This window comes from Dyadobacter crusticola DSM 16708, assembly GCF_000701505.1.
Taxonomy (GTDB): Bacteria; Bacteroidota; Bacteroidia; order Cytophagales; family Spirosomataceae; genus Dyadobacter; species Dyadobacter crusticola.
In genome coordinates, this window is record NZ_JNJB01000013.1 from 76,870 (window position 1) to 91,702 (window position 14,833).

The 14,833-nt window shown below is 49.7% G+C and carries 14 protein-coding genes; 5 read left to right on the forward strand and 9 right to left on the reverse strand.

Features of this window, described 5'->3' with window-relative positions; translation table 11 throughout:
• Positions 1-38: 38 nt before the first annotated feature.
• On the reverse strand, positions 39-377 hold the full coding sequence (locus tag Q369_RS0117535) for a winged helix-turn-helix transcriptional regulator (protein ID WP_031529087.1): 339 nt from the start codon (positions 375-377) through the stop codon (positions 39-41).
• A 112-nt stretch (positions 378-489) separates the two neighbouring features.
• On the opposite strand from Q369_RS0117535, the gene Q369_RS0117540 reads away from it, so the two are divergent.
• Positions 490-873 carry a DoxX family protein gene (locus Q369_RS0117540; protein WP_031529088.1) on the forward strand — a complete coding sequence of 128 codons (384 nt, stop codon included), beginning with the start codon at positions 490-492 and terminating at the stop codon, positions 871-873.
• Between the two features lie 30 nt (positions 874-903).
• On the opposite strand, the gene Q369_RS0117545 is transcribed toward Q369_RS0117540, so the two are convergent.
• Genes Q369_RS0117545 through mnmH form a run of 3 tightly spaced genes read right to left on the reverse strand, consistent with a single transcriptional unit; the run spans position 904 to position 3,748 of the window.
• Positions 904-1,605, reverse strand: a complete 702-nt coding sequence (locus tag Q369_RS0117545; RefSeq protein ID WP_051664124.1) for a DUF2490 domain-containing protein — start codon at positions 1,603-1,605, stop codon at positions 904-906.
• Between the two features lie 50 nt (positions 1,606-1,655).
• Entirely contained in the window at positions 1,656-2,696 is a 1,041-nt protein-coding gene (selD, locus tag Q369_RS0117550; protein WP_031529090.1) for a selenide, water dikinase SelD, read from the reverse strand.
• A gap of 5 nt (positions 2,697-2,701) precedes the next feature.
• Positions 2,702-3,748, reverse strand: coding sequence for a tRNA 2-selenouridine(34) synthase MnmH (gene mnmH / locus Q369_RS0117555; RefSeq protein WP_031529091.1), 1,047 nt, complete (start codon positions 3,746-3,748; stop codon positions 2,702-2,704).
• A 154-nt stretch (positions 3,749-3,902) separates the two neighbouring features.
• On the opposite strand from mnmH, the gene Q369_RS0117560 reads away from it, so the two are divergent.
• Complete coding sequence (locus Q369_RS0117560; RefSeq protein WP_031529092.1) at positions 3,903-5,090, forward strand: ABC transporter permease; 1,188 nt, start codon at positions 3,903-3,905, stop codon at positions 5,088-5,090.
• Between the two features lie 13 nt (positions 5,091-5,103).
• Here Q369_RS0117560 and Q369_RS0117565 read toward each other — a convergent pair whose 3' ends face one another.
• Positions 5,104-5,970 carry a lysophospholipid acyltransferase family protein gene (locus Q369_RS0117565; protein WP_169739260.1) on the reverse strand — a complete coding sequence of 289 codons (867 nt, stop codon included), beginning with the start codon at positions 5,968-5,970 and terminating at the stop codon, positions 5,104-5,106.
• A 352-nt stretch (positions 5,971-6,322) separates the two neighbouring features.
• Here Q369_RS0117565 and Q369_RS0117570 point away from each other — a divergent pair, with 352 nt between their 5' ends.
• Positions 6,323-9,679, forward strand: coding sequence for a SusC/RagA family TonB-linked outer membrane protein (locus Q369_RS0117570; protein ID WP_031529094.1), 3,357 nt, complete (start codon positions 6,323-6,325; stop codon positions 9,677-9,679).
• A gap of 7 nt (positions 9,680-9,686) precedes the next feature.
• Positions 9,687-11,471 carry a RagB/SusD family nutrient uptake outer membrane protein gene (locus tag Q369_RS0117575; RefSeq protein ID WP_031529095.1) on the forward strand — a complete coding sequence of 595 codons (1,785 nt, stop codon included), beginning with the start codon at positions 9,687-9,689 and terminating at the stop codon, positions 11,469-11,471.
• Positions 11,472-11,606: 135 nt separating this feature from the next.
• Here the strand turns inward: Q369_RS0117575 and Q369_RS0117580 are convergent, their stop codons facing one another.
• From Q369_RS0117580 to Q369_RS0117590, 3 genes are read right to left on the reverse strand one after another with little or no spacing between them, the layout of a single operon-like run.
• Complete coding sequence (locus tag Q369_RS0117580; protein ID WP_035333654.1) at positions 11,607-12,587, reverse strand: HipA domain-containing protein; 981 nt, start codon at positions 12,585-12,587, stop codon at positions 11,607-11,609.
• 1 nt (position 12,588) lies between these two features.
• Positions 12,589-12,906 carry a HipA N-terminal domain-containing protein gene (locus tag Q369_RS0117585; RefSeq protein ID WP_031529097.1) on the reverse strand — a complete coding sequence of 106 codons (318 nt, stop codon included), beginning with the start codon at positions 12,904-12,906 and terminating at the stop codon, positions 12,589-12,591.
• Complete coding sequence (locus Q369_RS0117590) at positions 12,887-13,114, reverse strand: helix-turn-helix domain-containing protein (protein WP_031529098.1); 228 nt, start codon at positions 13,112-13,114, stop codon at positions 12,887-12,889. Before Q369_RS0117590 ends, Q369_RS0117585 begins: the two co-directional genes overlap by 20 nt.
• A gap of 381 nt (positions 13,115-13,495) precedes the next feature.
• On the opposite strand from Q369_RS0117590, the gene Q369_RS0117600 reads away from it, so the two are divergent.
• Positions 13,496-14,056 (forward strand): RNA polymerase sigma factor, encoded by a 561-nt coding sequence (locus tag Q369_RS0117600; RefSeq protein WP_031529099.1) that lies wholly within the window; start codon positions 13,496-13,498, stop codon positions 14,054-14,056.
• A gap of 26 nt (positions 14,057-14,082) precedes the next feature.
• Here the strand turns inward: Q369_RS0117600 and Q369_RS0117605 are convergent, their stop codons facing one another.
• Positions 14,083-14,808, reverse strand: coding sequence for an esterase family protein (locus tag Q369_RS0117605; RefSeq protein WP_031529100.1), 726 nt, complete (start codon positions 14,806-14,808; stop codon positions 14,083-14,085).
• Positions 14,809-14,833 lie beyond the last annotated feature (25 nt).

The window sequence follows — 14,833 nt, forward strand, 5'->3', positions numbered from 1 at the left end:
AAATATATGAAGCATTTTCCCATTGACCGGCAAATGCGCTAGCTGCCGATTACCTGCTTTCTGTGCGCCAAACCCCAGAAGTGCAGCTCGTCGAGCACTTTTTCGAGGGATAGCCCATGCGGAGTGATAGTATACTCGACAGTCGGCGGAAATGTGTCATACACATCGCGCTTAATGAGCTGGTTTGCTTCCAGGCTTTTTAATTCTTTTGACAAAGTTTTATCGGTAATCCCGTTCACTGCCTTCGCAATCTCCTTGAACCGCTTGGGCCGCTCAGAGAGTGTAAACAGGATCAGTAATTTCCACCGGCCGTTTACAGCTTCCAGCGCATCACTGATCGTGAGCATTGTTTTGGGACAACCACCTTTTGCTAACATCTGTTTTTGAATTTACGTTACTATCCTTTTGGATAGCGCTATCCAAACAGGAAGCGCTATCGAAGGGATAGTAAAGGTATCTAGTTTTGCCTTCAATCTAAACAACTCAGAAATGACTGGCAAACAACCTATTTCAAAAACCATAAACCTCTTCCTATGGGCTGCGCAGGTACAGCTGGCGGCTACGCTCGTTTGGGCATCTTTCATGAAACTTTTCAAGCCTGCCGGCGAACTGGCGCAAATGTGGCCCTGGGCCGCAGATCATCCCGGGCTCGTGAAGTTCACAGGAACCGTCGACCTGCTTGCTGCCGCCGGCTTGATATTCCCGATGCTGCTCGGCATTTGGCCGCAGCTCACACGGTATGCCGCCTATGGGGTTATGGCGTTGATGGCAGCTGCGGTTGTCTTTCACCTTTCCCGGTCAGAGGGGTCCGGTATTGCATTTAACCTTGTCGTCGCGCTGATCGCCTGGTTTATCGCCCGGGGAAGGAAGTGATTTTGCACATAGAATTCAGCTGCCGCGTGGTCAGAAGCTGGTTGTGATCATCAGCTGGATCACATTCGTTGCAGCATCTCCATCCTGTTCCCGCTGAAACCAGTACATATAGCCCAGTTCGGTATCAATTTTCTCACTCCACCGGTACCCGACAGAACCTAAAAGTCTGTTTTGATCGAAAACCGAATTGTTTACATGGCTTTTACGGGAAACATTCAGGAAGATTTCATCCTGAAAATTCAGGTATAGTCCTTTTTTGAAATCTTCATTGGCAAAAATAGGAATCTGAAAAGCGGTAAATGCCCGCGCGCGCTGGGAAAATAAAACCCGCTCCGAGCGTATAAAACGCTGCTCGAAGCGGGCACGGACCGTCCATTCGGTTTTAGCGAGTTTAACATCCAGCTGATACTGCTGGTAAATGCGGTGTTCAGGCTGGAAACGGACTTCATTACCCTCAGGCTCCCAGTCGTTTTTTGATGCATAACCCAATGCAAACGAGTTTTCATCATTCACACGGTAACTTAGCGCAGACCGCAAAAGCAGCGTGTTCACCAGTTTAAACTGCTCTCCCGTACGCACCTGTGCATCAAAAAGCAGATCCCACTTTTTACCCAGTTGCTGCGTATGTGACAGAAAGGCCCAGCCGCTGTACGGGTTTTGTGCAAAAGCATGGACGTGTGCGCAAGAGAGTACCATTGCGACAATGAGCATTCTGAATGGATAAACCATCATTACGGCGAATTTTAGATTGGCTATCCTTTCCTTAAAACAACCGGAGTACTTTACCTCACCTGAATGAGCTTTTCACCATTTTGACTGGTCAGCTCCCCAAAGCAAGTCAGGTCATAACCCATTGTGCGTAGCGTTGCTTCAAAGTTTTCAGCAGCCGGCGCTTCCACGGCGATCAGCAAGCCGCCACTGGTTTGGGGATCAGCCAGAATGTAGCGTTGTGCTTCGGTGAGCTCGCCTATTTTGTGACCATAACTCTTCCAGTTACGCTGTGTCCCGCCGGGGAAGCAGTTCTGCTCCAGATAATACGGGAGTGAAGCAATCACCGGGACTTTATCAAATTCAATTTCAGCCGCCAGGCCGCTCCCCTCGCACATTTCTGAAAGGTGGCCCAGCAACCCAAAACCGGTTACGTCGGTAAGCGCTTTCACCTCCGGCATTTTACCCAATACCTCACCCAGGCTGTTGAGCCTCGTCATACTTTCCAGCGCAATCGCAGCATCAGATTCCCGGAGAATGCCGCGCTTCTGAGCGGTTGACAGTATGCCCACGCCCAGCGGTTTGGTCAGGTATAACCTGCAACCTTCCGTGGCTGTTGAGTTCTGTTTCAGATGTTCTATCTCGACCATCCCATTCACCGCCAGTCCGAAAACCGGCTCGGGACAGTCGATACTATGTCCGCCTGCGAGCGTAATCCCTGCCTGGGCGCACACAGCTCTTGCTCCTTCCAGCACGCGCTGTGCTACTTCGGCGGGAAGCTTGTCCACCGGCCAGCCCAGGATCGCGATTGCTAATACCGGCTTTCCGCCCATTGCGTACACGTCACTGATCGCATTCGTGGAAGCAATGCGCCCGAACTCGAATGCATCGTCAACAATCGGCATAAAGAAGTCAGTTGTCGATATCAGCGCGCTTCCATTGCCAAGGTCGAGTACTGCTGCATCGTCCCGCTTGTCATTTCCCACCAGCAAACGCGGGTCAACAGCCGCAGGTACCGAGCTGTGCAGTATCGTGTCCAGAATGGCAGGACTGATTTTGCACCCGCATCCAGCGCCGTGCGAGTACTGGGTTAACTTAATTTCATCAATATTCATAAAAGCTATGATTGTACGCTGTGCGTTTTAATTGTTTTGGCAAAATCTAAAATTTGACGCACCTCCTCGTCCAGAGAATCTCCGGCGAGTGGCAGCGTATGTATCCGGCCGGGTTCTGTTCGCGCCAGTGCTTTCAGGTAAGCTTTGTCGTAATACACCAGCACGATCCTGATAAAATCCTCCATCCGGTCCTGCTGTATTGCTTCGATAGCCTGTTTCGTCTGCAACGGGCCCAGCCGCTTATGAATGCGCTGCGTACAGGTAATCAGAAAATCCTTGTCCAGCGCGCCGTATTCCCGGACCAGCCCGGCAACCCGCCGCGCTGTTTCCACCTCGATATTCAAAACGGGTGCCTGGATCATGGAAGCCCACAAGGCGCGCGGCACAGTCACTTTTCCGATGTTCATGTTTTCGTCTTCAAGCCAGACGCGCCGGGTAATGTCTAAATCCTTCATTACCCAGGCCAGGTCATTTTCAAACTGCTCCTGCTTAGGCTGTACCATTTTGTTCATCGTCCCGTAAGCCGAACCCTGATGCTGCGCCAGCTCTTCCAGATCGATCACCTGCTCTCCCAGAGTCCGTAGCTTGTTTAGCTGCCGGGTTTTTCCCGAGCCCGTCATGCCGCCCAGCACCAGCAGCTGGTACTCGCGGGCAAACTGTTGGTTGGCCCATTGCCGGTAACTCTTATAGCCACCCTGAATCAAAAACACTTCAAAACCGTACAGATCCAGCGCCCACGCCATTGCCCCGCTGCGCATTCCGCCCCGCCAGCAGTGCAAGGCAATTCTTTTATCAGGAGCCAAGTCGAGCGCTTCTCTTATAAAACCCGACCATTTATTACCCGTCAGATCAAAGCCCAGCAAAATGGCCGCTTCCCTGCTGACCTGCTTGTAAGTGGTGCCCACCAGCACCCTTTCCTCATTGCTGAACAACGGCAGGTTAACAGCACCAGGAATGTGCGCGTGCTCAAATTCAGCGGGCGTGCGCACATCTGCCAGCACGATACCGGCTTTCATGGAGAGAAACTCCTGAATGGAAATGTTTTTGATCATAAAAAGGAATGCAGGCTTTGGCAAATTAACACTATTTCTGATTGAGAAGACCCAACCTTGACCCGAATACTGGAGTATAATAAAGTAAAGCTATCAGGCCGAAAGCAAAGCAGAATTGTACTCACTCAACAACAGCTCCCATCCCTGCCTATCAATGATTGACATCAAAAAAGAAATCAGGATCCGTTTTGTATTCCTCTGTCTTGCTATCTCGGTTTGCACCATATTGGTTTGTCACTTCAAATACCAACTGGATTACGACCGCTTTCATTCGAAGGGAAACCGCATTTACAAGCTCGAAAGCACTTTAAGCACACCCGGCGAGCAGGTTGGCAGCAGTGTTACAAGTTATGCCGCAGCTTCCCGGATTGAGTCAAGTCTGAACCTTGTCGAAAAAGTGACCAGGTTATCACACGCCAGCTTCCAGCTAAAAAGTACTGGTTTGCGTTCCCTTACCGCAAACGGAGTGTTTGCTGACGCGTCCGTATTTGAGATTTTCGATTTTCCACTTGTTAAAGGCAATGCAAAATCAGCTTTGCAGAAACCATTTACTGCTGTTCTGACTGAGCAAACAGCAGCTGATTTGTTTGGAGACAAAGACGCGGTCGGTGAAGTATTTTATGTCGGAAAGATCAAACAGCCGGTCAGGGTAACGGGAGTTGCGAGGAATTTGCCGGGGAATTCTCAAATCGCGGCCGGTCTTTTTATTTCAATGCCCACGTTAGCACAGCGGCATGATCCGGGTATAGCTGGTCAAATGGAAGAATTTGGCGTAATCACTTACCTGTTGTTCAAAGGCGGGACAAGCGGGCACAATGCGCAGGCGTCAGTAGAAGCGCTTTTTTCACATCCCAAAAGCGGCATATTTGATAATTTGCTCACAAGAAAACAAATGCGCATTGAACCGCTGAGAACAAGTTACTTCAATCCACTGCTCAGCCGATTTCAGGTTTTTGCATGGTGTGCTTCATTGATCAGTCTGCTGCTGGCACTTTTGGAATCCATCAATAGTTTCGTCAGGATGGTACTGTTACAGATCAGTCTGGGAGACGATTATCAAACCATCACAAGCGGGGACCGCAACCGGAAGCTCATCAGGCGGGTTTGCTTGCTCGTATTGCTTTCGGGCGGGATCGCCTGCGTTTCCTCTTTCATCCTGGCTGCCGCATCCGATTTCTTTTTCGATGCCCCATTCACAGGGAACTTCACCGGATACGCTGCTATTTCAACGGGAATACTTCTTCTGTCCCTTCTGAGCAGCATACTGATCAGCTTGTGGATCGTTTTCCGGATTCCGACTGAACCGATGCGAACCTATTTGATAAACAAGAAATCGCGATGAACGCGGTACCGGATCAATCCTGCGAAAGTGCTTTCCAGCGGTCGTGCGACCACAGCCAATGCGCCGGGGCTTTGGAGATGTTTGTTTCCAGCTTGTTGTAGTATGCATCCGTGATTGTCATCGGTGATACCTCCGACGGTTTTTCTGCAATCAGATGGAAAGTATAGTCGTAGTGGAAACGCGACTTTTTAGTACATTCCAGATATACAACTGCTGAATCCGACGCAATCGCCAGCTTTTCCGCGCCGATCTGTACCCGCGTTTTCTGACCTAAAAAATCGACGAAATATTTCGCGTCCATGGCCGGCCTCTGGTCTGCGATCACCACCACGAGCGAGGGATTTTCGTGCTGTTTCAATGTGGATAATGCGCCGCGATAGAAGCTTTGCTTGGGAATCAGCCGCACGCCAAGCGAAGAACGCATTTTCAGGATCCAGTTGTTGATACGTGCATTTGAAATGGGCGTGTAGGCAGTGTAAACCTGAAAATTGACCACTTTGGGTAAATTGATCAGATACTCCCAATTCCCGTAATGCGAGGCGAGCAGCACAACATGTTTTTTCTTCCTGTAAAATTCTTCCAGTAGCTCCGGGTTGGTGTAGTTGGCCAGTTTCTTCCGGCTGCCCGGACTAACGACGTAATACAAAAACGGTTCAATCACCAGATCGCCCAGGTGTTTGTAGTATTTGGAAATAATGGCCCTGATCCGCTGTTCGCCCTCACGTCCGAAAGAAGTTGAGAGATTTTTTTTGATGACCTTGTAACGGTACTTCATCAAGTGATAAGTCACCAGATAGATCAGAGAAGACAAAGCCGACGCGGCCACGAACAGAAATTTGTTCACGCCGTGAAAGGCAGAAGTTTGTGTGTTATTTTTCATAGCTGATAACCTGATAACTGCCGTCCAAACCAATGGGTTCAAATCAGCCGTTTTCATCCTCTATCATTTAACACAAAAACCCCGTTTTACTTGCAATTAAATTATATTAAAATTTCAATAAACAGTAGTAAAGTGCCATTTACCCCAGCTTTGAACTTGTAATCAGATTAGATTATTAAATTGTTAAATACCTCCTCTTCGAAAGTACATCTTATCGGAATTATTCAATTTTGCACCGTTAAACCCTGCGGTTGTTCCGCAGCCCGCCAGAGGCACTGAACGGAACTCCTTCCTCGAATTGCAAGCTATCATTCAACAACATCAACTCTTTTATTAACAAAATCTACTATTTATGCATTGCTGCAAGAACAGGCTGTTCCTTCCGGGGAGCACCGTACCAAACTCGCTGGCTCGCTTTGCGTTGATCGCCCTTGTGGGTGGCGTAAGCTGGGCAAAAACACCCGCAAAGGCAGAGATAGCACTTCTGCCCACCCGTCCCGCCACCACCGCGTCAACCCTGCTCGCTGACCGCCAAATAACCGGTAAAGTGACCGACGGCCCAACACCGCAAGGTCTTCCAGGCGTGAATGTGATTGTGAAAGGAACGCAGATAGGTACTGTCACCGACGCCGATGGCAAGTTCACGATCAACGTTCCGGAAGAGGGCACCACCTTGGTATTTTCCTATGTGGGGTACCTGGCGCAGGAGATTGAGATCGGTACCAGGAGCACCATTGATGTACAGCTGAAAGCAGACGCCAAGTCGCTGAACGAAGTAGTTGTTGTAGGGTACGGTACCCAGAAGAAAGTAAACCTGACTGGCGCCGTTGACCAGGTGGGCCAGGAAGTGCTGCGCAACCGTCCGATCACCAATGTGACCCAGGGTTTGGTGGGCGCTGTTCCGAACCTGAACCTTAAAATGCTCGACGGTAAACCAACCCAGTCGCCCGCATTCAATATCCGCGGTACCACTTCTATCGGGCAGCGCGGGAATGCACTGGTACTGATCGACGGTGTAGAAGCGGATCCGCGCTTTCTGAACCCGAATGATATCGAGAGCATTTCGGTGCTGAAAGATGCAGCTTCGGCTTCCATTTATGGTGCCCGCGCCGCATTCGGTGTGGTTCTGATCACCACCAAGTCGGCCTCGGAAGGCAAGACCACGGTGTCGTACTCAGCCAACTACTCCATTAAATCGCCAACCGAAGTTCCTGACAATATTGTTGAATCTTACCCCTGGGCGCAAGGTTTCAGCGACGCATGGTCGCGCTGGAACGACAATGGAAATACCCCGACGGCGATCAACAAGACCATTAGCTTTTCACCGGCTTACCTGGCCGAGATCAAAAGAAGATGGGAAGATCCTTCGCTGCCGCGCTTTGAAGTGGACCCGAATACAGGTGAGTACCAGTATTTCTACAGTACAGACTGGTACAAAGAACTTTATCAAGAACGTTTCAGCGCGCACGATCACAACCTGTCTATCTCAGGCGGTAACGACAAGGCCACTTTCCTGCTGAGCGGGCGTTATAATGGACAGGACGGTTTGTTCCGGTACAATACCGATACTTACAACATGTATAACCTGCGCGCGAAAGGCAGCATTCAGGTGACCCCGTGGCTCCGTATTGACAACAATACCGAGTATTCGACTATGAAATACCACCAGCCGATTAACGTGGGCGAAGGGAGCGGTATTTACCGTAACATTGCCGACGAAGGGCACCCGCTCGCGCCTTTGCTTAATCCCGACGGAACGCTTTCTTTCTCAGCTGCATACACAGTAGGAGACTACTACATCGGGAAGAATGCCATCGATAACACGCAGCGCTTCCTGAAAAACAAGATAGCCGCTAAAGCACAGTTTTTTGATAAAACACTTTCCGTCCGCGCTGACCTGACATTCCAGAGTACTGATATTGCCAGCCAGCAAAACCGCGTGCAGGTTCCTTACAGCCGCGCAAAGGGCGTAATTGGTTATACCGGTACAAATACCAATGATATCGAGGAAAGAAAACGGACTACCAACTACCTGGCTACCAACTTCTACGCAGATTATGTGAAGTCTTTCAATGAGGTACACAACTTTACATTCCTTGCCGGATTTAACTACGAGCAATCCAATTACAGCAATCTGACAGCGCGTAGAAACGGGCTGGTGTATGCAGATGCCGACGATATCAACCTTGCACTGGGACAAAGTATTGTAACCACGGGTGGTTTGCAAAAGTGGGCGATCGCAGGTGGATTTTTCAGGTTGAACTACAACTTCCGCGAGCGTTACCTGCTGGAAGTGAATGGCCGCTACGACGGTTCGTCAAAATTCCCAACCAACCAGCAATGGGCATTTTTCCCTTCGGTATCCGCAGGATGGCGCATTTCGGAAGAGCCTTTCTGGAATGTAAACCCGAATGTATTTTCCAATGTAAAACTGCGCGCTTCCTACGGGTCGCTGGGTAACGGTAATGTAGATCCTTACTCTTTCAACGAGAAATTCTCCATTTCGCAATCGGGCCGCGTGATCAATGGAATCCGTCCGCAAAGTACCCGCCAGCCTGGTGTTGTTCCTGACGGGCTTACCTGGGAAACCTCGACGACTGCCAACGTTGGTCTTGAATTCTTCACACTCAAAAACAGGCTTTCATTTACGGGCGATATGTACCAGCGCCGCACTTCGGACATGTTTACAGTAGGACCGACAGTACCCAATGTATTCGGTATTGAAGTTCCGAAAGGCAACTACGCTGATTTGAAGACAACAGGCTGGGAGCTGACAGCGAGCTGGGCAGACCAGTTTAACTTAGGTTCGAAACCCTTCAAATACGACCTGAAATTCATGCTGGCAGACTCCTGGGCGATTATCACCAAATACAACAACCCGGACAAGAACCTGACGAACGTCAACAACCCGAACGAAAATCAGAGGGAGTATTACGAAGGTCAGCGCATCGGGGAGATCTGGGGCTACCAGGTGGAAGGTTTGTTCCGGTCGGAAGCCGAGATCCTGGAATCACCTTCACAAGCCAACATTCCGAACACGAACACCAGGAAGAACTATCCGGGAGATATCAAATTTAAGAACCTGGATGGTGACAATGTGATTTATCACGGCCTGAACAGAGTTGGTAATTCGGGTGACAAGACGATCATCGGGAACTCCGAACCGCGCCGCACTTTCGGTATCAACCTGTCGGGCGACTGGAACGGTTTCTTCCTGAGCGGGCTTTTCCAGGGAGTGATGAAACAGGATTGGTACCCGTCGGCAGAAGCACGTTTCTGGGGCCAGTACAACAGACCTTACAATGCATATCCACGCTGGCATGAGGCCAATATGTTCCGCCCCGAACTGAACAACTACGACGCTTACCTGCCGCGATTGGTGGGGTATACGGCACAAGGTACCGGCCGCGCATTGCAAGTACCGAATGATCGCTTTCTGCAAAATGCAGGCTACATCAGGCTGAGAAACCTGCAAGTAGGCTATACCATTCCGCAGCGCATTGTGGAGAAAATCCATGCGCGTGACCTGAAAGTGTACCTGTCAGCAGAAAACCTGTGGACCTGGTCGCCGATGTACAAATGGACGCGTGACACAGACGTGACAAATATCTACGGATCCGACCCTGACCTCAGTGGCGGTACTTCGGGTGACGGATACAATTATCCGATGCTCAAAGCAATATCAGTAGGTCTGACACTCAACTTTTAATTCAACTATGAAAAAGATACAATACCTAACCACCACGCTGGTCATTTCCCTGCTGCTGGGAACCAGTTCCTGCGACCTGACGGAAGTCCCGGTGGATACAGCCACCAACGAAGCTGTTTTTGGTTCTGAAAGCGGTCTCGAATTGTATAGCAACTCATTTTACGACCTGCTCCCTAACACAGATGTAGGCGTTTTCCAGGATGATGATGTTTCTGATATCGTAGCCAGAAATGGCGTCGACGATTACCTGGCGGTTGGTGCATTGAGCCCGATCACCAGCTCCGGGTGGGCACTGGATAACTGGCGGCCGCTTCGTAACATCAACTATTTCATTGTTAATGCCGAGAAAAGCACGGTTGCTACCAAGAACCATTACCTGGGCCTCGCGCGCTTTTTCAGGGCCTACTTTTATTTTGATAAAGTAAAGCGCTTTGGAAACGTACCCTGGATCGAAACACCGATCGGGGTGACGGATATGGAAAGACTCAACGCGCCGCGTGACGACCGTTTTGAAGTAATGGAGAAGGTTTTGGCAGATCTTAATTTTGCCATTGAAAACATTACCCTGACTTCCGATCCGTCAGTTACCCGGATTACCAAAAACGTTGCAAGAGCGTACAAAACGCGGATCTGTTTGTATGAAGCATCCTTCCGTAAGTACCACACCAGCTATAACAAGCAGTCGACTGCCAATGCGTGGTATGAGGAAGTGGTGAAAGAGGCAAATGCGATCACGGGCTTTTCGCTGCACCAGGGCGCCTCCCTCGACAGGGCTTACCGCGAAATGTTCATTACCCGCACGCCGTATACCGACGAAACTATTCTTTCCGTCGCATTAAGCGCGAGCCTGCAGATTTACAGTTCGGCCAACCGCCGGTTTATCAGCCCTACTTATGGTAACCGCCCGAGCCTGACCCGCCGGTTTGTCAACACTTACCTCAACCTGGACGGAACACCTTTTACCAGCAAAGCCGGATACAAGACAACGCCGTTTGTCGAAGAGGTAAAAAACCGCGACCTGCGCCTGAAACAAACAATCCGCGTGGGTGATTATACCCGGACTGAGAATGGAGTTCCTGTGATTGCACCGCCAAATTTCGCCCAAACCGTGACAGGTTATCAGCCGATCAAATGGTCATACGACGAGCGTTTCCCTTATGACGACGAAAGCCGTAACGACAATGCGCACATTATTATGCGCTGGGGAGAAGTGCTGCTGAACAAAGCCGAGGCGCTGGCTGAACTTGACAAGATGACGGCAACTGAATGGACAAACACGATTGGTGCGTTGCGCAAAAGGGCAGGTATCACAGGTGCTACACTCACTACTTTACCTACTGTCGCGGATCCGTACATGATCGAATTTTTCAATGGTAAATTCACCGATCCTGTGCTGCTGGAAGTGCTGCGTGACCGTGGTACAGAGATGGTTTTTGAGGGACTTCGCCGCGACGATCTGATCCGCTGGAGACTTGGAGATCTTTTCCAGCAGGCTCCAATGAACGGAATGTACGTGAGCAAGCTCGGAGAACACGACCTGAATGGCGACGGGAAAAACGACGTGTACTTTTACCAGGGTACCAAGCCGAGCTCCACGACGCCGGGTATTGCCTTTGTTGACGTGAGTCCATCAACTGCGGCAGGAAGATTGCAGCTTTCGAACGGCACTTCCGGCGAGGTAATCTGGAACCCCGGCCCCCGCGAATGGGCTGACAAAAAGTACCTCTACCCTATTCCCGAAGCAGACCGCGTCAGGAATCCACAGCTGGGCCAGAACCCGGGCTGGCAATAACGGCAAGCTTGCCGATCGGGTTACCTGATCTTTTTCCTTAACGCTTGTAAAAGCGGGATTGCTCGAATGCAGCGATCCCGCTTTTTTTATTCCTGGTCAACCTGGTTAAATTCAAGTCTAGACTACACTCGCTGTTTACCTTCCCCTGAGCCGGAGAAGTCTGTCCCGCATGATCTTGGCATATTTGCTTTTACTTTCCTGTGACAAGCGGGAGCGTTCTACCAGCGTTATAACCTGTTTTTCATGATTGGTAAAAAAATCCAGGATTCCGGTCGCTCGTTTGTCACTTATTCCAAGGCGCTTTGCAAATCCGATGAAATCAGGCCGGCCGTAGTAGCCGTTTACGGAGTAAAACGCTGTATCCAAACAACCGTCGTAAAGCTCTAAGGCAATATCGCTTTCATAAGGTGTGTGCAGCTTGGTACTCATCAGATCGTAGGCGGGCGTCATTCTGTATTCGCCTGATTCATGTTGTATCAGTGAGAAGTTTTTGAGATGCGCGTCTCCATTGCCGACTATATAATTGAAAACTACCAGCCTGAAAAGTGCTTCAATGGCCGGCGGCGCGGCGGCAACGTGTTTGCGGATCAATATTCCAATCTCCTCATAGGTAGCATCGTACTTGTAATTTTGCCCGTCCGATACGCTTGTGCGGTTCAAGAGCTGGGCGAAATCCTCCTGCTGGTATTTTGTCCCGTCGGCTTTCAAGTCGAATCTTCGGGTGATGTAGGCAGGTTGGCCGTCATTGAAATAGATCAATGCATTGGCGGCCGTCAGGATGTTGAATACCTGTTCTGCAATCTCCATGGTGAGATGTTCGTTTTCAGGCGCGTCTTCTATCGCAACCAGCTGAGTGGAAGGCGGGATTGGTTTTACAATGTACTCACCCTTATTTTCAGTAAGTACCAATGCCTTCTCATCGCGGCGCAGCGAATATTTAAGCTGTACACCCGAAATGGAAAGACGTGTGGTATGTCTCAGATATTCAGGAAGATTGTCTGCTTTGGGCGCTGCATAAGCCAGGCGCGCGGCGATTTTGGTCCCGTCAAAAAGCCTTTTACTGCATTTGGGACAAAAATCGTGTTTCGAGTCTCGGTAGCAAGCTGCACACTGCATACTATTCAGGTTTAACTGTTATCGCGCCGATCGTATCCTCTCCGGCCGTCAAAAGCAATCTTTTAAAATGATCATTCTCATCGATCCGCAACGCGCGGCATTGAATATCCTTATTAACACCTTCCGACAACAGGCCAAAGAAAAAGGCGAACAACTCTGTTGAATGGTGGACGCGCGCGCTTTTGGGTAAAGTAAGACTGATTGCAGGCTTCGTTGTATCAGCGTGATACGCAGCCTCGTACTCGAAAGTGTAGTGGCCGCCTGGATCCTTTTCCAGAAATCCGGCCAGTGTGCCATTGTTATAAACGAGCCCCTTCATCGTCTGTCGATCTGATCGTTACATTGATTGTCAAACCCAGTACGTCCAGGAGTTTCTCTAACGAATCAAGCGAAGGGTTTCCTTTACCCCGCTCGATCGTATACAGCGTTTTGGCAGTCAAATCCGCCATCTCGGCCGCATCCTCCTGCTTCAACCCCAGATCCTGGCGCCTGGCAGCAATATATCTGCCCAATTCAACCCTGTTCATCGGTAATATGTTATGTATTTTACGAAATTTACATGAAATACACGCACTTTACTACTTAATCAGTAATATATTTCCGATTTGATTTATTTACGTCAAATCTCTAACTAAATGCAGTGAATTAGGATTAAATCGGAATTACAATACCGGTTCTTGTATTCTGTTTTGTCAGAAACCTACCGGCGGAGATTTTCACTTCAGTGAGAATTTAGCAAAAGAACCATCACTTTCGATCTTTTTGACAAGTGCCGGGCGTATGTTACCATCATCAACATCCATCATCATGTTTTCACCCCGCGCCACCCGCCGCAGCCAGCTCTTTGCAGTCCACCTTGAACCTGCCTGTTTCTGAAAACCGCTTCGTGCCAACCGGATTTATATTCGATGAAGAAACACGATCTGACTTTTTCAGAAACGGAACTGGTAGCGCTTCTTAAAGCCGGCGATAACCCCGCATTTAAGTTGCTGCACGACCGGTATGCACCCGCACTCTCTGAAATCATACATAAGATTATCAGGGACGAGCACCAGGTGGAGGATATCGTGCAGGATACATTGCTGAAAATCTGGATCCACATTGGCAGCTACCAGAAGGAAAAAGGCACGCTTTTTACCTGGATGCTCAACATTGCACGCAACACGGCCATTGACAGGCTTCGCACCAATCTCAAATTCAAAAACCACGTGGGCTGGGAAACCGTTGGGGAGGCAGATATTATCTCGCTGATCATCGCGAATCCGCGTCTTAGCGCCAGTGAGCTCAACGGGTATGTTGAGCGGCTGTCGGTTAAACAAAAGCAGGTAATTGAACTGATCTATTTTCAGGATTTCAGCCACGAATACGCCGCTGCTCAGCTCGGTATCGCATTGGGCACAGTCAAATCGAGAGTCAGAAGTGCATTAATGGAGATACGGGAAATGCTCTCGGAAATGCCCGATCATTGATCCGGCAAGATCAGAATGGAGTCAACTCACAGGTATAGCTTCACCATTTGCCGCCAGTACCTGGGCCTGTGCGCCTCTTCTTCCCATATAATCAGCTGATGTGGTACGCCGATCGCATTCAGCGACGCACTTAGCTGCTCGTTATCTGCCAGAAAAGCATCTTCCTTTCCGATAACAATGGTCAGGTCCAGTTTTCTGAGCTGCTTCAAAAGTTTGGGGTCACGGATACCGGGCACGAAATGATTGGGCATGTTGAAATAGATGTCTTCGTCAACATAACCATCGAACAGATCCGCGAAGAATTCCAGCGACCTAGTGAGGTCATAGCGGCCGCTCATGCCTACAATTTTGGTAAAAACCGTCGGGTGCTTTAATCCGATATTCACTGCGTGGTAAGCTCCCAGGCTGCATCCTGCCACAGTCAGCTGCTTGCTGCGGTTTTTGCTCCTGATAAAAGGGACTACTTCGTTGAGTATGTACCGTTCGTATTGCAAATGGCGCAGGATACGGTCGCGGGGCGGTTTTTCGGAATAAAAACTTTCCTGATCAATGCTGTCAACGCAAAAAACCTGAATCTCACCCGCGTTAATGCGCTCGCCCATTGCATCGATAATCTTCCAGTCTTCGAGATCGTAGAAATGCGCCGCTCTGGTCGGGAAGAAAATAACGGGTGTGCCGCCAGTCCCAAAAACAAGCATTTCCATTTCCCTGTCCAGCACGGGGCTGAACCACTTCTGGTACTGTCTTTCCATTACCGGGCAAGATGGCGAACTGATC